Genomic DNA, 20209 nt, shown 5'->3' with positions numbered 1-20209 from the left:
GCACCCCAATGGCTGCGCTCAAGGCCTTATTCATGCCCTCATTCAGCCCGCCGGAGCGCGCTGCAACCAACCCGCCGCGTACCAGTCGGCCAGCGCCGCCTGCGCAGCCGGGCTCGCCGCCAGCACTTGGCGCTCCTTGAGCTGTCGCCGATCCGCCAGACGCCGCATCAGGCGCGCGTCTTGGCCGCTGGCACGCAGCGCCTCGCCGTTGATGTAAATGCAGCGCTCGTCGTAGAGCATGCGGGTGCGCCGATCCAGCTCCACCGCGCCCAGCTCCCAAGGCTGCTGCGGTGGCTCGAAACACACCAGCGGCTTGGGCTCGCTGAGCACCTCGCCCAGGGCCAGTTGCAGCCCCTTGCGGTCGGCCAACAAGGCTTGCAGCGCGGCCGCCGCAAAGTCGGTCAGGTCGGCCGGAACGGCGGCCGGATGCGCACAGGCAGGCTGATCGGGATCGCGGTAGAGCGCCTCGTCTTGCCAGTCCTCGGCCAAGCGCTGCACCAGCTCGGCCGCCAGCCCGGCCCGTTGCGGCACCCGAAAACCGACCGAGTAGGTCATGCAGCCGTCGTCGAGCGCCACGCCGTCGTGCGCCCACTCGGGCGGCAGGTACAGCATGTCGCCGGGCTCCAGCACCCACTCCTGCTCGGGCTCGAAGTGTTGCAGGATTTTGAGCGGCTTGTCGGGCTGCAGCGTCAGGTCGCGCTGGCGCCCAATGCGCCAGCGCCGTCGGCCGCTGGCTTGCAGCAGGAACACGTCGTAGCTGTCGAAATGCGGCCCCACGCCGCCGCCCTCGGTGGCCCACGAGATCATCAGGTCATCGAGGCGCGCGTCGGGCACGAAGCGGAAACCCTGCAACAACTGGTGCGCCGCGTCGTGGTGCAAGTCAACCCCCTGCACCAGCAGCGTCCAGCCGGGCTGCTTGAGCGGCGGCAGCTGGCGCGGCTTGAACGGGCCCGAAGCCAGGCTCCAATCATCACCCTCGCGCACAATCAGGCGCGACTCTACGCCGTCTTGCTGCGCCAGCGCAAACAGCTCGGGGCGCTTGAGCAGCGGTGCAAAGCCGGGCACGGCCTGGCGCACCAAAAGCGGTTTTTTCTGCCAGTGGCGGCGCATGAACTGCTGCGGCGTCAGGCCGCCGAGCAAGGGCGTGGACACATCAGGCGCAGGGAGCGCGGGGGGTGCTGGCGGCGCCAAGGGCTGGCCGCTACGCGCCCTGGAGCGTTTGGGGACTTGGACGGCGGCCAAGGGCGTGGTGCTGGGTTTGGGCTGAGAACTCATGGGACAATTGTGCGATGAAAATCACCCCGCAATGCGTCGCCGCCCTCACCTGGACGCTTTCCGACACCTTGGGCGAAGAACTGGACACCCTCGACGAGCCAGTCGAGTTTTTGCTCGGCGGGCGCGACCTGTTAGAGTCTATCGAAGCCGCCCTGCAAGGCCACGGCGCGGGCGAGGAAATGGAGCTGCACCTGGAGCCCGAGCGCGCCTTTGGCGATTTTGACGACCAGCTGCTGCTGCTCGAGCCGCGCAGCGCTTTTCCGGCCGAACTCGAAGTGGGCATGGCCTTTGAGGGCTTGCCACCGGGCTGCAGCGCCGGTGCCGGCCCCGATCGGCTGTATTTTGTGAGCGAAATCTACCCCGAACACGTGGTGCTCGACGCCAACCACCCGCTGGCCGGCATCGCGCTGCGCCTCGACCTCAAAATCCACGCCGTGCGCGAAGCCACCGAGGAAGAAGTGGGCCGCGGCAGCCTCGGCGCGGGTTTTTTCAGGCTGCAAGCCTGAACTGGGCATTAGGCAGCGGGCTCAAGCCCGGCCGGTGGAACCATAGCCCCCGGCGCCGCGCGCGCTCGGCTGCTCAAAATCATCGACCCAGTTGAGCTGCGCCTGCAGCACCGGGACGATCACCAACTGCGCGATGCGCTCGAGCGGCTCGATGGTGTAGGGCTGGCTGCTGCGGTTCCAAGCGCTGACCATGAGCTGGCCCTGGTAGTCGCTGTCGATCAGCCCCACCAGGTTGCCCAGCACAATGCCGTGCTTGTGCCCCAGCCCCGAGCGCGGCAAGATCAGCGCCGCGTAGCCCGGGTCGGCTAGGTGGATCGCCAGCCCGGTGGGCAGCAGGCTGCAGGCGTTGGCGGCCAGTGTGAGTGGTGCCTCGATGCAGGCGCGCAAGTCCAGCCCCGCACTGCCCCCGGTGGCGTAGGCGGGCTGGAACTGGCGCAAGCGCGCATCGAGCAAGCGGCAATCTATGCGCATGCGCTAGGTACCCCCTCAACGCGCCGGCAATGCGCCGGCCGGCCCATCCGGCGCGCCGCCTTGGGGGGGCGCTGCATCGGCGGGCGCCGCATCCGCAGGCGCATCGGCCGGCGCTGCACCTTCGGCCGGAGCGGGCTCATCCCACATGCCGGGCCCGCCCCACTGCCCCTGCTCCTGCCCGGGCTCTTGGTTGGCCCCTTCGCCGGCCCCCATGAAACCGGGGATCTGCTGCAAACGCCGCTGCACTTCGGCCTCATCGGCCAGCTCCACCTGCTCGAGCTGCCCCGTGACCAGGTTCGGGTAGGTGATCAGCAGCGCCACCATCATCACCTGGATCAACACAAAAGCCACCGAACCCTTGTAGATCTGCTCGGTGGTAACCCCGGCGATGCGTTTCTTGGTGATGGCGTCGAGGTAGTCGTTGCGCGGCGCCACGCTGCGCAGGTAAAACAGCGCAAAGCCAAAGGGCGGCGTCAGGAACGAGGTCTGCAGGTTCATGGCCAGGATGATGCCGAACCAGACCAGGTTGATGTCCAGCATCTTGGCCACTGGCAACAGCAGGGGCACGACGATGAAGGCGATCTCAAAGAAGTCGATGAAAAAGCCCAGCAAGAAGACCAGCGTGTTGACAAAGATCAAAAAGCCCAGCTGTCCGCCCGGCAGCCCGCTGAACAGTTCCTTGACCCAGATGTGGCCGTCGGCGGCGTTGAAGGTGAAGCCAAAGACGGTCGAGCCGATCAGGATGAACATCACGAAGATCGCCAGCCGGGCGCTGTTTTCCAGCGCCTGCTTCAACAGCGGCAGGCTCAGGCGCCGGCGCGCCAGCGACATGATCAGCGCCCCCACGGCCCCCATGGCACCGCCCTCGGTAGGCGTGGCGATGCCCAGAAAGATCGTGCCCAGCACCAGAAAGATCAGCACCAGCGGCGGGATCAGCACAAAGGTGACGCGCTCGGCCAGCTTGGACAGCAGGCCCAGACGCAGACCCTTGTTGGCCAGCGCCAGCAGCAGCGCCACCAGGGCACCGGCGAGCATCGAGATGATGAAGGTCTCGTCGGCCGGGGCATCGGCAATGCGCTCGAACCAGCGGTGCATCATCTGGTTGTGCACCTGCGACCAAGCGTAGCCGGCCGCTACGGCCAGCGCCATCACCACGATCAGCGATTTGTGGCCGCTGGCGCCGTTGGCCTCGTTGTAGATGCGCGCCTCGGGCGGCAGCGGCGGCACCCACTGCGGCTTGACGATCGCCACCCCGATGACGAACATCAGGTACAGGCCGATCAGCATCAGCGCCGGCAGCATGGCACCGGTGTACATGTCGCCGACCGACACGCCGAGCTGGTCGGCGAGCACGATCAGCACCAGCGAGGGCGGCAAGATTTGCGCCAGCGTGCCCGAGGCGGTGATGGTGCCGGCGGCGATGGCGCGGTTGTAGCCATAACGCAGCATGATCGGCAACGAGATCAGTCCCATGGAAATCACCGCCGCCGCCACCACGCCGGTGGTGGCCGCCATCAGCGCCCCGACCAGCACCACCGCCACCACCAAGCCACCGCGCAGCGGGCCAAAGACCTGACCCACGGTTTCGAGCAGGTCTTCGGCCATGCCGCTGCGCTCGAGGATGATGCCCATCAGCGTAAAGAAGGGAATGGCAAGCAGGATTTCGTTCTGCATGATGCCAAAAACGCGCAACGGCAGCGCCTGAAACAGGGTGGCCGGAAACAGCCCGAGCTCCATCCCGAGCAGGCCAAACAACAGGCCCACGGCCGAGAGCGCAAAGCCGACTGGAAAGCCAGTGAGCAAAAAGAAGATCAGCCCCAGAAACATCAGGGGCACGAAAATGCCGGTGATGAACTCGATCATGCCTTGCTCCCACCCTGGGCCTGCGCACGCGCAGCCACTTCGCGCTCGATCCGGTCGTGTTCGGCCAAGGCCAGTTCGCGCGCCAGTTGCTCGACGTCGCTCGACACCCCTTGGGCCAACGCATCGGGGCCGCCAAAGTACAGGAAATTGAAGCGCTTGATGAGCTCAGACAGGGCTTGCAGCGCCAGCAGCGCAAAGCCGAGCGGAATCATGAGGTAGGCCGGCCAGCGGATCAGACCCCCGGCATTGGGTGACATTTCGCCGCTGATCCAGGCGCGCTCGAACAGCGGCCAGCCCAGCGCGATCATCAGGTAGCACAGCGGCAGCAAGAAGACCAGAATGCCGAGGATGTCGATCCAGTTGCGCGTGCGCGCCGACAGGCGGCTCGAGACCACGTCGATGCGCACGTGGGCGTTGCGCAAAAAAGCAAAACCGGCACCGAGCAGGAACACCGCCCCGAACAGATACCACTGGATTTCGAGCCAGGCGTTGGAACTGATGCTCAAGGCGTAGCGGCTGATCGCATTGCCGGCGCTGATGAGCACGGTGAGCAAAACGAGCCACATCAGCACCTTGCCCAGAGCCCCATTGAGGGCGTCGATGGCGCGCGAAAACCACATCAAGTATTTCATAAGAGCAAACCTTCACAGTCGGTAGGCACTGTGATTTTTTCTTGAACCCAACGTTCCTGGGATACGAAAACGCCCCGCTTGCCAGCAGCGGGGCGTCTTGGGCGGGTCAGGCGCTGGGCCCGAACACCCCGATCAGAGCCGGTTGTTGCGGCCCTGCAACTGCATGTAGCTGTCGAAGCTGGCTTCGGCCAGACCGTGCCACAAGACCTGGTCGCGGCGGAAGGCGATTTGGTCGTCGTAGATCTTCTTCCAGCGCGGGTTGGCGGCGTTGAGCTCGGCGTAGAGCTCGTGGGCGGCGCGGAACGCAGCGTCCATGACCGAACGTGGGAACGGCATCAGGCGCGTGCCACCCGCCACCAGGCGCTTGAGCGCCGCCGGGTTGCGCGCGTCGTAACGCGCCAGCATGGTGGTGTGCGCAAAGGCGGCGGCGTTGTGGACGATGGCCTTGTACTCGGGCGACAGGGCGTTGAACGCGGCCTTGTTGATCAGCAGGTCGAGCTGCGTCCCGGCTTCCCAGAAGCCCGGGTAGTAGTAGAACGGCGCCACGCGGTGAAAGCCCAGCTTTTCGTCGTCGTAGGGGCCGACGAACTCGGCGCCATCGACCGTGCCGCGCTCCAGCGCCTGATAGATTTCACCGGCCGGCATGGCCAGCGGCACCACGCCCAGTCGCTCCAGCACCCGGCCAGCAAAGCCACCGGCGCGGAAACGCACGCCCCGCAGGTCGGCCGGAGAGCGGATTTCCTTGCGGAACCAGCCGCCCATCTGCACCCCGGTGTTGCCCATGGCGAAATTGACCAGGTTGAAGGTGTCGAGCAGCTCGCGGCTCAGGGCCAGCCCGTTGCCCTCGTAGAACCACGAAGTCATCTGGCGCCCGTTGAGGCCAAAGGAGATGCCGCCGTTGGCCAGTGCCAGCGCGTCGTCTTTGCCGAAGAAGAAGTAGGTTGCGGTGTGGGCGCACTCGATGGTGCCGGCCTGCGCCGCATCGAACACCCCCATGGCAGGCACCAGTTCGCCGGCCGGATGGGTGCTGACCTGGAACCGGCCGCCGGTGGCGTCGGAGACGGCCTTGGCGAACACCTCGGCCGCACCCCAGATGGTGTCGAGCGCACGCGGGAAGGTCGAAGCCAGGCGCCAGCGCACGGTCTCACCAGTGATGACGGCAGGGGCGCCTGGGGCGGCTGCCGGTGCGGCGGCCGGCGCGGCGGCTTGTTCGCGTGGGCCGCAAGCGGCCAACAAGCCGGCTACACCAACTGCGCCGGTGCCGGCGATGATTGAGCGACGATCCATTAAATGACTCCGATAGGCTGGTTTTGGGTTAGGTACCACCGACCACCCCATGTGCTGGGCTGATGGATGGCTGCTGAGCATTGTAGGACCCGCACACAGCCGGTTTGGGTCGCGTAAACCCTAGGGAAAGGCGTTGCCGATTGAAAAAATATCAATTCAGAAATCTGGCATTCAAGCGGCCGCTGAGGCAAGCAAGCCTGAGCAGGCCGGCCAAGCGCGCACGCTGGCCTCGATGCCCGCCGCATCCAGCCCCAGCAGCGCCATCAGTTTGAGCGCATCGCCGTGCTCGACGAAGCGGTCGGGCAGGCCCAGCCGCAGCACCGGGCGCAGCAGACCGGCCTCGTGCAGCGCCTCCAGCACCGCCGAACCCGCGCCGCCATCGAGCGCGCCGTCTTCAATGGTCACCAGGCAGTCGTGTTGCTGCGCCAGTTCGAGCAGCAGCGCGCGGTCCAGCGGCTTGGCCCAACGCATATTGGCCACCGTGGCGTCGAGCCGCTCGGCCGCTTGCAAGGCCGGGTAGAGCAAGGTGCCAAACGCCAGCAGCGCCACGCGCTGGCCTTGGCGACGCCGTTCGCCGCGCCCAAAGGGCAGCCCCTGCAAGTCGCTGGGCAAGGCCGTGCCGGCGCCACTGCCGCGCGGGTAGCGCACGGCCACCGGGTGCTGCTGCTGGTAGGCGGTGCACAGCAGTTGGTAACACTCGGCCTCGTCGGCCGGGCAGGCGATCGACACGTTGGGGATGCAGCGCAGAAAAGCGATGTCGTAGGCGCCGGCGTGGGTGGGGCCGTCGGCACCGACGAGGCCGGCGCGGTCGAGCGCGAACACCACCGGCAGGTTTTGCAGGGCCACGTCGTGGATCAACTGGTCGTAGGCGCGCTGCAAAAAGGTGGAGTAGATCGCCAGCACCGGCTTGAGGCCTTCGCAGGCCAGCCCGGCGGCAAAGGTGGCGGCGTGCTGCTCGGCGATGCCCACATCGTGGTAGCGCTCGGGGAAGCGCTGGTGAAACTCGACCATCCCTGAGCCTTCGCGCATGGCCGGGGTGATGCCGACCAGGCGCTCGTCGTGCGCCGCCATGTCGCACAGCCAGCGCCCAAACACCTGGCTGAATGTGAGCTTGCTGCTCGGTGGCGGGCTGGGCAGGCCGACCGCCGGGTCAAATTTCCCCGGGCCGTGGTAGGCGATGGGGTCGGCTTCGGCCAGCTTGTAGCCTTGGCCTTTGCGCGTCACCACGTGCAGGAACTGTGGCCCCTTGAGGCGCCGCAGGTTCTCCAGCATTGGGATCAGGGCGTCGAGGTCGTGGCCGTCGATCGGGCCGATGTAGTTGAAGCCGAATTTTTCGAACAGGGTGATCGGCACCACCATGCCCTTGGCGCCTTCTTCGAGTCGGCGCGCGAGCTCGAGCAGCGGCGGCGCCACGCCCAGCACCTGTTTGCCCACCTGCTTGGCGGCCGAATAGAAACGCCCGCTCATGAGTTGCCCGAGGTAGCGGTTGAGCGCCCCCACCGGCGGGCTGATCGACATGTCGTTGTCGTTGAGCACCACCAGCAGCTGCGCCTGCTCGAGCACGCCGGCGTTGTTGAGCGCCTCGAAGGCCATGCCGGCCGTCATGGCGCCGTCGCCGATCACGGCCACGGCGTGCCGGTCGGCGCCCTGCTGCTGCGCCGCCACCGCCATGCCCAGCGCGGCCGAGATGCTGGTGGACGAGTGCGCGGTGCCAAAGGTGTCGTACTCGCTCTCGGTGCGCACCGGAAAGCCGCTCACCCCCCCCAATTGGCGCAGCGTGTGCATGCGCTCGCGCCGGCCGGTGAGGATTTTGTGCGGGTAGGTCTGGTGCCCGACGTCCCACACCAGCCGGTCGTGCGGCGTGTTGAAGACGTAATGCAAGGCCACCGTGAGCTCGACCGTGCCGAGGTTGGAGCTCAGGTGGCCACCGGTCTGGGCCACGCTGTGCAGCAAAAACTGGCGCAGTTCGTCGGCCAGCGGGCGCAACTGGGCGCGCGTGAGGCGGCGCAGGTCGGCCGGGGATTGGATGGTGTCGAGCAAGCCAGTCATGGGGGTGTGTAGGGGTTTTCAGTGAGAGCGGTGCAGCACCCAGTCGGCCAGGTCGTGCAGGGTTTGCGCCGCCGCCACGGGGCCCTCTTGCAAGGCGGCGTGGGCCTGCGCCAGCAAGTCGTGGGCGTACTGGCGCGCCCGCTCTTGCCCCAGCAGGGAGACGAAAGTGGGTTTGTCGGCGGCGGCATCCTTGCCCGCGGTCTTGCCCAAGGTGCCGGAGTCGGCCACCACATCGAGCACGTCGTCGATGACCTGAAACGCCAGCCCGAGCGCCTGGCCATAGCGCGTGAGGGCGGCCAGGGCAGCGGCATCGGCACCACCGGCCATCGCCCCCATCTGCACGCTGGCCAGCAGCAGGGCGCCGGTTTTGCGGCGGTGCATGTCTTCGAGCTCGGCCAGGCACAGGCGCTGGCCGACGCTGGCCAGATCGATCGCCTGCCCGCCCGCCATCCCCAGGTGCCCGGCAGCCCGGGCCAATTGCAGCGCCAGCGCGGCCCCCAGGGCGGCATCGGGCTGGTCCAGCAGCAACTCAAAAGCCAGCGCCTGCAGTGCATCGCCAGCCAGCAGCGCCGTGGCCTCGCCAAAGCGCACGTGCACGGTCGGCTTGCCGCGGCGCAGCACGTCGTTGTCCATGCAGGGCAGGTCGTCGTGCACCAGTGAGTAGGCGTGGATCAGCTCGACGGCGCAAGCCGCGCGCTGGACGGCGGCGTGCGTGGCCGGGCTCAAGGCGGCCGCGGGCGCACCGGCTGCCGCCTCGGCCGCCGCCCACACCAGCAACGGCCGCAGGCGCTTGCCGCCGTCGAGCACCGCGTAGCGCATCGCCAAGCCCAGCGCGGCCGGCGCCTGCGGCGCCAGGGCCGCGTCCAGCGCCCGCTCCACTTCGGCCAGGCGGGCCACACTCCAGGCGCTGAAATCAGGGGCTGGGGTCGGTGGTTGCCCTGCGTTTTGCATGGGGGCCTGGAGCGACGCGGCGCTCACGGCTGCGGCGTCCAAGGGCGCTCGGTGCCGTTTTCCAGCACCGTGAGCTGCTGCTCCAGCGCCTCGAGCCGGGCGCGGCAGTAGGCCAGCAGCTCGTTGCCGCGCTGGTGCTGGGCGAGCAACTCGTCGAGCGGCAACTGGCCGCCGTCGAGCCGGGCCAGCAAGGCGTCGAGCTCTTGCGCCGCGGCTTCGTACGAGGGGGGGGCGCCGGCAGCGGCGTGGCCAGCTTGGGGTTTGGGCATGGGCAAGGCAAAAAAACCGGGGCGGTGCCGCAGCGGCGGCATGGAGGGTTGGATTTTAGGCGCTTGCGCCCAGAATCGCTCGGATTCCCCTGGATTGGACCCCGACCACGGGAACCCCGGGGGTACAATCGCGCTCCCTTGTTTTCAACTCGATGGGAGTTGTTTCACCCCCAGTCCGCGCCGAACCGCTGCCCCGCACCGACACGCGCTTTCCCTGCCCCTTCATAGGGGGAGTCTCTTGAGGTCAGGACCATCATGTCTGATTTGAGTCTTCCATTGCAGCAGGCCACAAGCCAATTGCCCGTATCCGTCTATTTCGACGAGGCGCTCTTGAAAAAAGAGCGGGAACTGATCTTCGAGCCCGGTCCGCGCTACGTCGGCCACGCCTGCACGGTGCCGAACCTGGGCGACTACTACGCCCTGCCGCACGAGGGCGAGGGGCGTGCGCTGGTGCGCACGGCGCAAGGGGTGGAGCTGGTCAGCAACGTCTGCCGGCACCGCCAGGCCATCATGCTCAAGGGCCGCGGCAATCTGGGCCAGCAGGCCAGCGGCCACGCCGGCGGCCACATCGTCTGCCCACTGCACCGCTGGACCTACAGCGGCGGCTCGGCCCTGGGGCAGTTGGGCGAGCTGATCGGCGCGCCGCACTTCGCCCAAGACCCGTGCCTGAACCTGCAACGCTGGAAGCTGCGCGAGTGGAACGGCCTGCTGTTCGAGGACAACGGGCGCGACATCGAGGCCGACCTGGCCGGCATGGAGCTGCGCGAGTACCTCAACTTCGAGGGAATGGTGCTCGGCCACGTCGAGCACCACCAATGCCACTACAACTGGAAGACCTTCATCGAGGTCTACCTGGAGGACTACCACGTCGTGCCCTTCCACCCGGGGCTGGGCAACTTCGTCACCTGCGACGACTTGCGCTGGCAGTTCAAGCCCGAGTACTCGATCCAGACCGTGGGCATACAGAACCTGCCGCACAAAGCCGCCGGCAGCGCCGTCTACCAGCGCTGGCACGAGGTGCTGCTGCAACACCGCAACGGCACCCTGCCGGAGCGCGGCGCGGTCTGGCTCACCTACTACCCGCACATCATGCTCGAGTGGTACCCGCACGTGCTCACGGTTTCGACCGTACACCCGCTGGGCGTGAACCAGACCCTGAACCGGGTCGAGTTCTACTACCCGGAGGAAATCGCCGCCTTCGAGCCCGAGTTCATCGAGGCGCAACGTGCCGCCTACATGGAAACCTGCATCGAAGACGACGAGATCGCCGAACGCATGGACGCCGGGCGCCGAGCCCTGCTGGAGCGTGGCACGAGCGAAGTCGGCCCCTACCAAAGCCCGATGGAAGACGGCATGCAGCACTTCCACGAGTGGTACCGCGCGCGCATGGGGGCCGCGCTGGCGTCGCACCGCTGAGGGCGGCTGCAGGGTTGCCTGCGGTTATCAGGCACACCCCAACCGCGCATGAACCCTGGGCCTGCACCCTTCAGGGGGCTTGAAACGCTGCGCTCGATTGCCTATCATCGTGCACAGTTCGATCAGCAAAGGGGCCTATGCGACCGTCTGTTGTGCTTGAGATGAAACGGAGCGCGGTGCGCGAAGCGGTAGGCCGTTTTCGCAGCGCGAACCCGCGCGTCTTCGGCTCGGTGCTGCATGGCACCGACCAGGAGGGCAGCGACCTCGACCTGCTGGTCGATGCGCTGCCCGGTGCGACCTTGTTGGATTTGGGCGATCTGGAACAAGAACTGGAAGCGCTGCTTGGTGTGAAAGTCGATCTGCTGACTCCCGGCGACCTGCCGCCCAAGTTTCGGGCTCAAGTGCTGGCGCAGGCGCAGCCGGTATGAACGCGCAGCGCCTGCCCGATTGCCTCGAGCACATCGAGCAGGCCGCAAGCGACGCGCGCAGCTTCGTGCAAGGGATGACCAAGGACGACTTCCTGGCCGACAAGCGCACCCAGCAGGCCGTCATCATGAGCCTGATCGTCATCGGCGAGGCCGCCAGCCGCGTGATGGAGGCTTATTTGGCGTTCACTCAAACACACGCCGACGTACCGTGGCGCAGCATGCGCAACATGCGCAACCGCATGGCCCACGGCTATTTCGACATCAACCTCGACCTGGTGTGGGAGACGGTACAGGAATGGCTGCCAAGCTTGCTCCAGCAGTTGCCCGCCGTGCGCCAAGCTGCCGACGCTGAAGACCGCAACCCCCATGGGATCGAGCCCTGACCGGCGCTGGCAGCGCATGGTTGAGGTCGGCTGAGGGTGCGCGGCTGCCACGCTGCCAGCGGCAGCAGGGTGCGCCCGAGCCCGGAGTAAACCCTAGGGTTGCACCCCTTCTGGTTGACCTGAAAGGCGGCTGGCGTGGGCTATGATGTGGGCATCCACCCCCTGGATACCGGGGGGTGGTTTTTTGCGCCCCTCTTCTTAGCCCTCTAGCCCATGCTCAATCGCCTCTCCATCACCCGCCGCGTCTGGATCGGTCTGCTCGCTTTTCTGCTGCTGTTTGCGTTTGCGTTTGCCTCCGCGCTCTGGGGCTTGACGAGCGCACGCGATAGCTTGCAGCACGTGCACGACGATCGCATGCTGACCCTCAGTTCGCTCAAAACCTTGCGTGCAAACTTCCTGCACAACCGCCTGGAAATGCTGCTGCTGTTCCAGCACGCCCCCGACAACCCGACACGAGCGCTGTTCCCGCACCCTATCCAGCAGCATTTTGACAACATTGCTGCCGCACGCGCAGCCAACAACGCCGCGCAAGAACAGATCCAGGGTCGTTCGGTCAGCGCCGAAGAACAAGCTTTGATTGACGCCATGGCCGCTGCCCGCAGCGCCTGGCAGCGGCCGCGTGACCAAGTGATGCAAGCGGTTCGACAAGGCGACTTTTCGCCCACCAACATGCAGACACTGTATGCAGCCATGCAAAAAGAGGGCCTGGCCTTCGAGCGCGCCATGGTCGCCCTGGCCGAATACCAAGCCAGCGCCGCGCTGCGCGAAGTGGCCCACGCCACCCAGCGTTACCGGCAAAGCCAGATCCTGTTTGGCGCCATTTTGTTGCTCGGCGTGTTGCCGGTGAGCGCCTTCCTGATCGTGGCCATGCGGCGCATGAAGCGCGGCCTGAACGAGGCCAAGCTCACCGCGCAGCACATCGCCGAAGGCGACCTGAGCCTGGACATTCCGCCCCAAAGCGGCAGCGACGAAGTGGCCACGCTGCTGACGCAGTTGCAGCAGATGCAGCAAGGCTTGCGCCAGATGATCACCCAGGTGCTGCAAAACGCCGACGCCATCGCTAGCGCCAGCGCGCAAGTGGCCAGCGGCACGCAGGACTTGTCGCAGCGCACCGAGCAACAGGCCAGCTCGCTCGAAGAAACCGCGTCGGCTACAGAACAGCTCAACAGCAACGTGCGCCAGAACGCCGACAGCGCGCGCCAGGCGAACCAGATGGCCGATCAGGCCTCGAGCGTAGCCAGCCACGGCGGCAACGTGGTGGCGCAGGTGGTGGGCACCATGGACGCCATCAACGCCTCGTCGCGCAAGATTGTTGACATCATCAGCGTCATCGACGGCATCGCGTTCCAGACCAACATCCTGGCGCTGAATGCCGCCGTGGAAGCGGCGCGCGCCGGCGAGCAGGGGCGCGGCTTTGCCGTGGTGGCAGCCGAGGTGCGCTCGCTCGCGCAGCGCGCTGCCTCCGCCGCCAAGGAAATCAAGGGCCTGATCGACGACTCGGTGGCCAAGGTCGGCAGCGGCAACGAGCAAGTGGCCCAGGCCGGCCAGACCATGCAGCAAATCGTGGGCAGCATTGCGCAAGTGACGCAGATCATGCGCGACATCGCCTCGGCCAGCGCCGAGCAGGCCGAGGGGCTGGAGCAGATCAACAGCGCAGTGGCGCAAATGGACGGCGTGACGCAGCAAAACGCCGCCCTGGTGGAGCAGGCGTCGGCGGCGGCGGCGTCGCTGCGCGATCAGGCGCGCCAGCTCACCGAGCTCATGGGCCGCTTCAAGCTCTGAGGCCAGACCCGCATTGGCCCGCCGCACCCCGCATAGGCGGCGGGGCGCTGGCGGCCTGCGGCTGGTTGGCAGGGCCAGCGCGGGCTGCGCGCCTACGCCCGCGCGTCGCCCCAGCGCAGCGGAAAGCGGTCGTCGCCCACGTAGGTGGCCTGGCCGTGGCGGTCCACGCAGTAGCTGGGCGAGACGATCATGTCCTGGAACAACATGCCCGCACCGATGCGCGTGTATTCGAACAAAATGCTGCGCTCGACGCGCGAGCTGGCGCGCAAGTGGCTGCCGTGCCCGATCCAGCACGGGCCCACCACGCTGCAACCCGGCTCCAGGCGCACGCTGGAGCCAAAATACACCGGCCCTTGCACCTGCACCGTGGCCCAGTCGATGCGCGTGTTCAGCCCGACCCAGACGCCCGGGCGCACCTCGGTGCCGGGCATGTGCATGCGTTCGACCTCGCCGCGCAGCACGCGCTGCAGCACCGACCAGTAGTCGCTCACGCGCCCGATGTCGATCCAGTTGAACTGGTGGCTCTGGGCGTAGAACGGCAGGCCGCGCTCCACCAGCAGCGGGAACAACTGGCTGCCGATGTCGAACACCTGCTGCGGCGGCACCAGCTCCAGCGCCGCTGGCTCAAACAGGTAGATGCCGGTGCTGGCCTGGGTTGAGCGTGCCTGCTCGGGCTGGGGCTTTTCCTGGAACGACTGCACCCGGCCGCTGGCGTCGGCGAGCACGATGCCGTAGTTGCTCACCTGCTCGCGCGGCACCTCGAGCGTGACCACACTCGCCAGCGCCCCCTGCGCGCGGTGCTGGGCCAGGGCGGCGCTCAGGTCCAGGTCGATGAGCGCGTCGCCGCACAAAACCAGGGTGGTGGTGTCGAAGAAGCCGCTGTTGTCCTGGATGTGGCGCATGCCGCCAGCCGAACCGAGCGGGCGCGGCAGGATGTCGCCGTGGTCGTACACGCCTTCGTACGAATAGCCGATCTCGACCCCCCAGCGGTGCCCGTCGCGAAAGTATTCCTCGATCTTGCGGTGGTTGTAGGCCACGTTGACCATGATCTGGCGCACGCCGTGCAGCGCCAGATGCTCGATCAGGTATTCCATGACCGGCTTGCCCAGAATCGGCACCATGGGCTTGGGCAGGTCTTTGGTCAGGGGCCGAACCCGGGTGCCTTGGCCGGCGGCCAGGATTATCGCTTTTGCCATACACGCTCGCTCACCGGCGTCAGGGCCGGCACCAATCAAAACCCGGTGATCATACGGCAGCGCCCGATCGGCGAGAATCCCGCCTATCTGGGCAACGACCCCGCTGCCTGCACGCCTCTGCCCCCTTTGCCTTTGCCCCCGATGTCGATCAAACCCCGTTTTCTGTCTGGCTGGCGCGCCCTGTACGGGGCGGTACCCCTGTTGCTGACGGCGCTGCTGGCCGGCTGTGCGGCGCCCGTCACCCAGCCCCCGCGCGCGGCGCCCGAAGCGGTGCCGCCCTCCGTGCCCGCGCCCGGCAACCTGCACACCATTGGCTTCGACGGTGGCAGCCTGCTGGTCGATACCCGCACCACGGCTTGCCGCATCACGCTCAGCGGCGCCATCCACGAAGACACCGTGCGGCGCATGCACGGCGCCATGCAGCGGATCGAGGCCGCGCCCTGCACACAGCGCGTGCTGCAGCTGGAAACCGGCGCGGCTCAGGTGGGCAGCGCCATCACCCTGGGCGCGATGCTGCGCAACCGTCGCTTCGACACCCTGGTGCCGGCGGGCCGGGTCTGCGACACGCCGTGCCTGCTGGTGTTTGCGGCCGGCATCCAGCGCACGCTGGCGCACGGCGCCCCACCGGCGCAACTGGCCCTCACCCAGCTGCCCCCCGACGCCGATTTTGGCCAGCGCAGCTGCCGCAGCGAACCCAACGCGGCGCAGCAACTGACGCTGGCGCGCTATCTCAACGCCATGTTGCCCGAGCCCACCTCCAGCACCGTGCTGCGCCAGCTGCTGGCCGCCGACTGCAACGGCGCCGCCCGCCTCGGCCCGGAGCAAGCGCTGGCCCTGGGGCTGGCCACCTCGGCCGCGGCGCGGCGCTAGGGCGTGCGCTGGCCCCGGCGTCTCAGTGCGCCTGTTCCCAGTTGGCGCCAAAACCCACTTCGGCCAGCAGCGGCACCTTGAGCGCCGCCACGCCGGCCATCAGGCGCGGCACTTCGGTGCGCAGCCAATCCTGCTCGGCTTCGGGCAGCTCGAATACCAGCTCGTCGTGCACCTGCATGATCATGCGGCTGGCGCGGCCTTGGGCGTCGAGCGCCTGCTGCACCGCCACCATGCTGAGCTTGATCAGGTCGGCGGCCGTGCCCTGCATCGGGGCGTTGATGGCGGCGCGCTCGGCGGCGGCGCGGCGCGCGGCGTTGGGCGAGTTGATCTCGGGCAGGTGCAGGCGCCGGCCCAGCACCGTGTGCACGCAGCCGTGCGCCTTGGCTTCGGCGCGGGTGGCGTCCATGTAGCGGCGCACGCCGGCAAAACGCTCGAAATAGCGCTCGATGTAGTTGCGCGCCGCCCCGGTGTCGATGCCCAGCGCCTTGGCCAGCCCAAAGCTGCTCATGCCGTAGATCAGGCCAAAATTGATCGTCTTGGCGTAGCGGCGCTGCTCGGCGCTCACCTGCTCAGGCGCCAGACCAAAGACTTCGGCGGCGGTGGCACGGTGCACGTCGAGCCCGTCGTGGAAAGCGCGCAGCAGGGCCGGGTCGTCGCTCAGGTGCGCCATGATGCGCAGCTCGATCTGCGAGTAGTCGGCGCTGGCGATCAAATGCCCGGGCGCGGCCACGAACGCCTCGCGCACGCGCCGGCCCTCGGGGGTGCGTATGGGGATGTTTTGCAGATTGGGCTCGTTGCTCGACAGGCGTCCGGTCACGGCCACGGCCTGCGCATAGTGGGTGTGCACGCGCCCGGTGCGCGGGTGTGCCAGCGCCGCCAGCTTGTCGGTGTAGGTGCCCTTGAGCTTGGCCAGCGAGCGGTGCTGCAAGATCTGCGCCGGCAGCGGGTAGTCTTCGGCCAGTTTTTCGAGCACTTCTTCGTCGGTGCTGCGCGCGCCAGTGGCGGTTTTCTTGAGCACTGGCAGGCCCAGCCGGTCGTACAGGATCTCGCCCAGCTGCTTCGGGCTGGCCAGGTTGAAGGGTTGGCCGGCCAGGGCGTGGGCGCGCGCTTCGAGCTCGACCAGGCGCAGGCCCAATTCATGGCTCTGGCGCGCCAGGGTGGCGGCATCGATCAACACGCCCTGGCGCTCGATGCGGTACAGCACCTCGGAGCAGGCGATCTCGAGCGCATAGACGGCACGCAGCGGCGCCTCTGCCTGCAGCCGCGGCCACAGGCGCTGGTGCACCTGGAGCGTGAAGTCGCTGTCTTCGCAGGCGTAGGTGCTGGCGCGCTCGATATCGACTTGCGCAAACGGGATCTGCTGCGCGCCCTTGCCGCATAGGTCGGCGTAGCTCAAGCCGCGCTGGCCCAGGTGGCGCTCGGCCAGGCTCTCGAGGCTGTGCGGCAGATGCGCCTCGAGCACGTAGCTTTGCAGCAGCGTGTCGTGCTCGAGGCCGCGCAGTTCGATGCCGTGGTTGGCGAACACGTGGCGCTCGTACTTGAGGTGCTGGCCGAGTTTGGCTGCGGCCGGGTTTTCCAGCCAGGGGCGCAGGCATTCCAGCGCCGCCGCGCGCGGCAGCTGCTCGGGCGCGCCGGGGTAGTCGTGCGCCAGCGGCAGGTAAGCGGCCGCGCCGGCTTCGAGGCTCCACGACAGGCCGACGATTTCGGCGCGCATGGGGTCGAGACCGGTGGTCTCGGTGTCCAGCGCCACCAGCGGCGCCGCCTGCAGCCGCTGCAGCCAGCCATGCAGCGCCTCCCAGGTGAGCACGGTCTGGTAGTGGCGCGGTGGGGGCGTGGGGGCGGGGGCGTGTGTCGATTCCGCCGCAACGGCATCTGAACCTACGGCGCCCCCCTGCCCGCCATGAGCAGCCGCGCCGGGTTCGCCCGCTGGCGCGGCGCTGGCCGCCCCACCCTCCTCCAGCGCCCGCATCAGCGTCTTGAAACCGTAGCGCTGGTAAAAGGCGCGCAGCGCCACCCGATCGGGGGCTTGCAGGCGCAGCGCTTGCTGCACGTCCGGCGTGCTCAGATGCGCGCTCAGGTCGCAGTCGGTCTTGATGCGCAGCAACTGGCGCGCCGTGGGCAACCAGTCCAGCGCCGCGCGCAGCCTGGCGCCCACGGCCCCGGGCATCTGTTCGGCGTGGGCCACGATGGCCTCGAGCGAGCCGTATTCGCGCAGCCATTTGGCGGCCGTTTTCGGGCCCACCTGCTCGACGCCGGGCACGTTATCGACCGCGTCGCCCACCAGGCACTGGTAGTCCACCATCTGTTGCGGCTGCACGCCAAACTCGGCCTGCACCCCGGCCACGTCGCGCCGCTTGCCGCTCATGGTGTCGATGACCAGCACCCGCGGCCCCACGAGCTGGCTCAAGTCTTTGTCGCCGCTCGAAATCACCACCTGCACCCCGGCCGCGGCGGCGCGCTGCGCCAGCGTGCCCAGCACATCGTCGGCCTCGACCCCGGGCACGCACAGCACCGGCCAGCCGAGCAGGCGCAGCACCGTGTGGATGGGCTCGATCTGGGCGCGCAAATCGTCGGGCATGGGGCTGCGCTGGGCCTTGTAGGCCGGGTAGAGCGCGTCGCGAAAGGTGGGGCCGGGCGCGTCGAACACGAAAGCGGCGCTCTGCGCCGGGTGCTCGCGCAACAGCGCCTGCGCCATGTTGATGAGGCCACGCAAGGCGCCGGTGGCCGGACTGCTGGGGTCGCCGGGAACGGCGCGCAGATCGGGCATGGCGTGGTAGGCGCGGTAGAGGTAGCTCGAGCCATCGACCAGCAGCAGGGTGGGGGGTGATTCTGTCATGCCCGCATTGTGCCGCCTACAATCGCAGCCTATGCAAGCCCCCCTGTCTGGCGCCCTGCGTGCGCCCTGCTCCCCCTAGCCATGGCGGTCTATACCGAAGTCACACCGGCCCAAGCCGCGGCGCTGCTGCAGCCACTGGGCGTGGGCGAACTGCTCGAGCTGCGCGGCTGCCCCGGCGGCATCGAGAACACCAACTATTTTGTCTCGGTGCAGGCGCCCGGTGGCGCACGCCACGAGTATGTGCTGACGCTGTTTGAGCGTCTGGGCTTTGAGCAACTGCCCTTTTACCTGTGCCTGATGCAGCATCTGGCGGCCAAGGGCATCCCAGTACCCAACCCGGCTCCAGACGCCAGCGGCCAGATCCTGCACCGGCTGCTGGACAAGCCGGCGGCGCTGGTCAACAAGCTGCCCGGCCAGAGCGTGCTGGCGCCGCAGCCCGCGCACTGCGCGCAACTGGGCACGCTGCTGGCGCGCATGCACCTGGCGGCACTGGACTACCCGCGCCAGCAGCCCAATCTGCGCGGCTTGGCGTGGTGGAACCAGACCGCCCCCGAGGTGCTGCCGCACCTGAGCCCGGCACAGGCCGATTTGCTGCGCAGCGAACTGGCGCTGCAAAATGCTCTGGCGCCACAACCCGATTACCAAAGCCTGCCTCGGGGCGCCGTGCATGCCGATCTGTTCCGCGACAACGCGCTGTTCGAGCAGGACCAGCTCACGGGCGTGTTCGATTTTTATTTTGCCGGTTGCGACACCTGGTTGTTCGACCTCAGCGTGGCCCTGAACGACTGGTGCATCGACCTCGCCAGCGGCCAACCCGACGCCGCGCGCAGCCACGCCCTGCTGGCAGCCTACCAAAGCCTGCGCCCCCTGAGCGCCACCGAGCACGAACTGCTGCCGCTGCTGCTGCGCGCGGCGGCGCTGCGCTTTTGGCTCTCGCGCCTGTGGGACTGGCACCTGCCGCGCGACGCCGCCATGCTGGTGCCGCACGACCCCACCCACTTCGAGCGCGTGCTGCGCGCGCGGGTGGCGCATACATGAGGCTGCACCGCGTACCGGCGCGCACCGGCTGGCTGTGGGTGCGTCTGGGCCTGGGCACGTTTTTCAAGCAACCGCTGGCGCTGGCCGGGCTGTTTTTCCTGTTCATGCTGGTGGTCTCGGTGCTGTCGCTGGTGCCGCTGCTGGGGCAGGCGCTGGCGCTGGCGCTGCTGCCCGCCGCCACGCTCGGGCTGATGGCGGCCACGCGCATCGCGGCCTCGAGCCAGTTCCCCATGCCCGCGGTGCTGGCCAGCGCCTTTGCCGCCGGGCGCGAGCGCGCGCACGCCATGCTGGTGCTGGGCCTGATCTACGCCGCCGGCTCGCTGCTGATCCTGGGCTTGACGCTGCTGATCACCGGCGACGCGGCCACGCCGGCGGTGCTGCCCGACCCGGCGGCCGTGCCGGTGGAGCCCGGCGCCAGCCCCCGGCCCGAAGACCTGATGTTCACGCCCGAGGCCATCCACCGCATGCTCATCGGTGCGCTGTTGCACATCCCGCTCGGGTTGCTGTTCTGGCACGCCCCGGCGCTGGTGCACTGGCACGGGGTGCCGCCGCTCAAGAGCCTGTTTTTCAGCGCCCTGGCGTGTTGGACCAACAAGGCGGCGCTGCTGGTCTATTTTCTGGGCTGGGCCGCGGTGTTCTTTGGCGTCTCGCTGCTGCTGGTGCTGCTGGGCGGCCTGGTCGGGGGGCCGCGCCTCATCGGCATGCTGCTGTTTCCGGTGGCGATGCTGATGAGCGCGATCTTCTTCACCTCGCTCTACTTCACCTTCCGCGACAGCTTCGAGACCGACAGCGGCCAGCCACCCGGCTGAGAGCCGACCGAGTAGCGCTCGGGCCGGCTGGCGCTGATAAGGCCCGTGGCTGGCACTCAAACCGACTGGCGCTTGGGCTGGCTGGGGCCGTTGGCCGATTTTTGGCCGCGCAGCGGACGGCATGAGGCCGGCGGCCCCAGCCAGCCCA

The 20209-nt window shown here is 67.9% G+C and carries 18 protein-coding genes; 8 read left to right on the top strand and 10 right to left on the bottom strand.

Annotated features, from left to right (window positions below; genetic code table 11):
- Positions 1 to 42 precede the first annotated feature (42 nt).
- Complete coding sequence (locus AAAZ40_RS04330; RefSeq protein WP_476661345.1) at positions 43 to 1275, bottom strand: JmjC domain-containing protein; 1233 nt, start codon at positions 1273 to 1275, stop codon at positions 43 to 45.
- A 14-nt stretch (positions 1276 to 1289) separates the two neighbouring features.
- Here AAAZ40_RS04330 and AAAZ40_RS04325 point away from each other — a divergent pair, with 14 nt between their 5' ends.
- A complete protein-coding gene (locus tag AAAZ40_RS04325) occupies positions 1290 to 1781 on the top strand; it encodes an FKBP-type peptidyl-prolyl cis-trans isomerase (RefSeq protein ID WP_045534542.1) in 492 nt (163 codons plus the stop codon).
- 21 nt (positions 1782 to 1802) lie between these two features.
- Here the strand turns inward: AAAZ40_RS04325 and dut are convergent, their stop codons facing one another.
- The 7 genes from dut to xseB form a co-directional block, all read right to left on the bottom strand.
- On the bottom strand, positions 1803 to 2252 hold the full coding sequence (dut, locus tag AAAZ40_RS04320; protein WP_045534540.1) for a dUTP diphosphatase: 450 nt from the start codon (positions 2250 to 2252) through the stop codon (positions 1803 to 1805).
- Positions 2253 to 2267: 15 nt separating this feature from the next.
- Positions 2268 to 4115: a TRAP transporter large permease gene (locus tag AAAZ40_RS04315; RefSeq protein WP_476661344.1), complete on the bottom strand. Its 1848-nt coding sequence runs from the start codon at positions 4113 to 4115 to the stop codon at positions 2268 to 2270.
- A complete protein-coding gene (locus tag AAAZ40_RS04310; protein WP_476661343.1) occupies positions 4112 to 4747 on the bottom strand; it encodes a TRAP transporter small permease subunit in 636 nt (211 codons plus the stop codon). The genes AAAZ40_RS04315 and AAAZ40_RS04310 overlap by 4 nt, the downstream gene beginning before the upstream one ends.
- 132 nt (positions 4748 to 4879) lie before the next feature.
- On the bottom strand, positions 4880 to 6034 hold the full coding sequence (locus tag AAAZ40_RS04305) for a TRAP transporter substrate-binding protein (protein ID WP_476661342.1): 1155 nt from the start codon (positions 6032 to 6034) through the stop codon (positions 4880 to 4882).
- A gap of 171 nt (positions 6035 to 6205) precedes the next feature.
- Positions 6206 to 8083, bottom strand: a complete 1878-nt coding sequence (gene dxs, locus AAAZ40_RS04300; protein ID WP_476661341.1) for a 1-deoxy-D-xylulose-5-phosphate synthase — start codon at positions 8081 to 8083, stop codon at positions 6206 to 6208.
- A gap of 18 nt (positions 8084 to 8101) precedes the next feature.
- Complete coding sequence (locus AAAZ40_RS04295; RefSeq protein ID WP_476661340.1) at positions 8102 to 9034, bottom strand: polyprenyl synthetase family protein; 933 nt, start codon at positions 9032 to 9034, stop codon at positions 8102 to 8104.
- A gap of 23 nt (positions 9035 to 9057) precedes the next feature.
- Positions 9058 to 9303 (bottom strand): exodeoxyribonuclease VII small subunit, encoded by a 246-nt coding sequence (xseB, locus tag AAAZ40_RS04290; RefSeq protein ID WP_476661339.1) that lies wholly within the window; start codon positions 9301 to 9303, stop codon positions 9058 to 9060.
- A 255-nt stretch (positions 9304 to 9558) separates the two neighbouring features.
- Here xseB and AAAZ40_RS04285 point away from each other — a divergent pair, with 255 nt between their 5' ends.
- From AAAZ40_RS04285 to AAAZ40_RS04270, 4 genes are all read left to right on the top strand, one after another.
- Positions 9559 to 10719, top strand: a complete 1161-nt coding sequence (locus AAAZ40_RS04285) for an aromatic ring-hydroxylating oxygenase subunit alpha (protein ID WP_476661338.1) — start codon at positions 9559 to 9561, stop codon at positions 10717 to 10719.
- A gap of 137 nt (positions 10720 to 10856) precedes the next feature.
- Positions 10857 to 11147 carry a nucleotidyltransferase family protein gene (locus AAAZ40_RS04280; RefSeq protein ID WP_476661337.1) on the top strand — a complete coding sequence of 97 codons (291 nt, stop codon included), beginning with the start codon at positions 10857 to 10859 and terminating at the stop codon, positions 11145 to 11147.
- Entirely contained in the window at positions 11144 to 11530 is a 387-nt protein-coding gene (locus tag AAAZ40_RS04275; RefSeq protein ID WP_476661336.1) for a HepT-like ribonuclease domain-containing protein, read from the top strand. Before AAAZ40_RS04280 ends, AAAZ40_RS04275 begins: the two co-directional genes overlap by 4 nt.
- Positions 11531 to 11743: 213 nt before the next feature.
- Positions 11744 to 13312: a methyl-accepting chemotaxis protein gene (locus AAAZ40_RS04270; RefSeq protein WP_476661335.1), complete on the top strand. Its 1569-nt coding sequence runs from the start codon at positions 11744 to 11746 to the stop codon at positions 13310 to 13312.
- 92 nt (positions 13313 to 13404) lie between these two features.
- Here the strand turns inward: AAAZ40_RS04270 and AAAZ40_RS04265 are convergent, their stop codons facing one another.
- Positions 13405 to 14508 carry a nucleotidyltransferase family protein gene (locus AAAZ40_RS04265; RefSeq protein ID WP_476661334.1) on the bottom strand — a complete coding sequence of 368 codons (1104 nt, stop codon included), beginning with the start codon at positions 14506 to 14508 and terminating at the stop codon, positions 13405 to 13407.
- Between the two features lie 141 nt (positions 14509 to 14649).
- Here AAAZ40_RS04265 and AAAZ40_RS04260 point away from each other — a divergent pair, with 141 nt between their 5' ends.
- Complete coding sequence (locus AAAZ40_RS04260; RefSeq protein ID WP_476661333.1) at positions 14650 to 15378, top strand: hypothetical protein; 729 nt, start codon at positions 14650 to 14652, stop codon at positions 15376 to 15378.
- A 22-nt stretch (positions 15379 to 15400) separates the two neighbouring features.
- Here AAAZ40_RS04260 and polA read toward each other — a convergent pair whose 3' ends face one another.
- Positions 15401 to 18214: a DNA polymerase I gene (gene polA / locus AAAZ40_RS04255; RefSeq protein WP_476661332.1), complete on the bottom strand. Its 2814-nt coding sequence runs from the start codon at positions 18212 to 18214 to the stop codon at positions 15401 to 15403.
- A gap of 81 nt (positions 18215 to 18295) precedes the next feature.
- On the opposite strand from polA, the gene AAAZ40_RS04250 reads away from it, so the two are divergent.
- Together AAAZ40_RS04250 and AAAZ40_RS04245 are read left to right on the top strand one after the other, a co-directional pair.
- Complete coding sequence (locus tag AAAZ40_RS04250; RefSeq protein WP_476661331.1) at positions 18296 to 19252, top strand: homoserine kinase; 957 nt, start codon at positions 18296 to 18298, stop codon at positions 19250 to 19252.
- Positions 19249 to 20061 carry a BPSS1780 family membrane protein gene (locus AAAZ40_RS04245; RefSeq protein ID WP_476661330.1) on the top strand — a complete coding sequence of 271 codons (813 nt, stop codon included), beginning with the start codon at positions 19249 to 19251 and terminating at the stop codon, positions 20059 to 20061. The genes AAAZ40_RS04250 and AAAZ40_RS04245 overlap by 4 nt, the downstream gene beginning before the upstream one ends.
- Positions 20062 to 20209 lie beyond the last annotated feature (148 nt).

Source organism: Serpentinimonas sp. SMBJO2 (assembly GCF_056341105.1).
This window is presented reverse-complemented; position numbering and strand designations above follow the sequence as displayed.

Bases quoted from the DNA above. Each gene is read 5' to 3' on its own strand.
- dxs (WP_476661341.1), bottom strand. From the start codon at position 8,083: ATGACTGGCTTGCTCGACACCATCCAATCCCCGGCCGACCTGCGCCGC.
- AAAZ40_RS04265 (WP_476661334.1), bottom strand. From the start codon at position 14,508: ATGGCAAAAGCGATAATCCTGGCCGCCGGCCAAGGCACCCGGGTTCGG.
- AAAZ40_RS04295 (WP_476661340.1), bottom strand. From the start codon at position 9,034: ATGCAAAACGCAGGGCAACCACCGACCCCAGCCCCTGATTTCAGCGCC.
- AAAZ40_RS04315 (WP_476661344.1), bottom strand. From the start codon at position 4,115: ATGATCGAGTTCATCACCGGCATTTTCGTGCCCCTGATGTTTCTGGGG.
- AAAZ40_RS04250 (WP_476661331.1), top strand. From the start codon at position 18,296: ATGGCGGTCTATACCGAAGTCACACCGGCCCAAGCCGCGGCGCTGCTG.
- AAAZ40_RS04270 (WP_476661335.1), top strand. From the start codon at position 11,744: ATGCTCAATCGCCTCTCCATCACCCGCCGCGTCTGGATCGGTCTGCTC.
- AAAZ40_RS04280 (WP_476661337.1), top strand. From the start codon at position 10,857: ATGCGACCGTCTGTTGTGCTTGAGATGAAACGGAGCGCGGTGCGCGAA.
- xseB (WP_476661339.1), bottom strand. From the start codon at position 9,303: ATGCCCAAACCCCAAGCTGGCCACGCCGCTGCCGGCGCCCCCCCCTCG.
- polA (WP_476661332.1), bottom strand. From the start codon at position 18,214: ATGACAGAATCACCCCCCACCCTGCTGCTGGTCGATGGCTCGAGCTAC.
- AAAZ40_RS04285 (WP_476661338.1), top strand. From the start codon at position 9,559: ATGTCTGATTTGAGTCTTCCATTGCAGCAGGCCACAAGCCAATTGCCC.
- AAAZ40_RS04310 (WP_476661343.1), bottom strand. From the start codon at position 4,747: ATGAAATACTTGATGTGGTTTTCGCGCGCCATCGACGCCCTCAATGGG.
- AAAZ40_RS04245 (WP_476661330.1), top strand. From the start codon at position 19,249: ATGAGGCTGCACCGCGTACCGGCGCGCACCGGCTGGCTGTGGGTGCGT.
- AAAZ40_RS04260 (WP_476661333.1), top strand. From the start codon at position 14,650: ATGTCGATCAAACCCCGTTTTCTGTCTGGCTGGCGCGCCCTGTACGGG.
- dut (WP_045534540.1), bottom strand. From the start codon at position 2,252: ATGCGCATAGATTGCCGCTTGCTCGATGCGCGCTTGCGCCAGTTCCAG.
- AAAZ40_RS04275 (WP_476661336.1), top strand. From the start codon at position 11,144: ATGAACGCGCAGCGCCTGCCCGATTGCCTCGAGCACATCGAGCAGGCC.
- AAAZ40_RS04330 (WP_476661345.1), bottom strand. From the start codon at position 1,275: ATGAGTTCTCAGCCCAAACCCAGCACCACGCCCTTGGCCGCCGTCCAA.
- AAAZ40_RS04305 (WP_476661342.1), bottom strand. From the start codon at position 6,034: ATGGATCGTCGCTCAATCATCGCCGGCACCGGCGCAGTTGGTGTAGCC.
- AAAZ40_RS04325 (WP_045534542.1), top strand. From the start codon at position 1,290: ATGAAAATCACCCCGCAATGCGTCGCCGCCCTCACCTGGACGCTTTCC.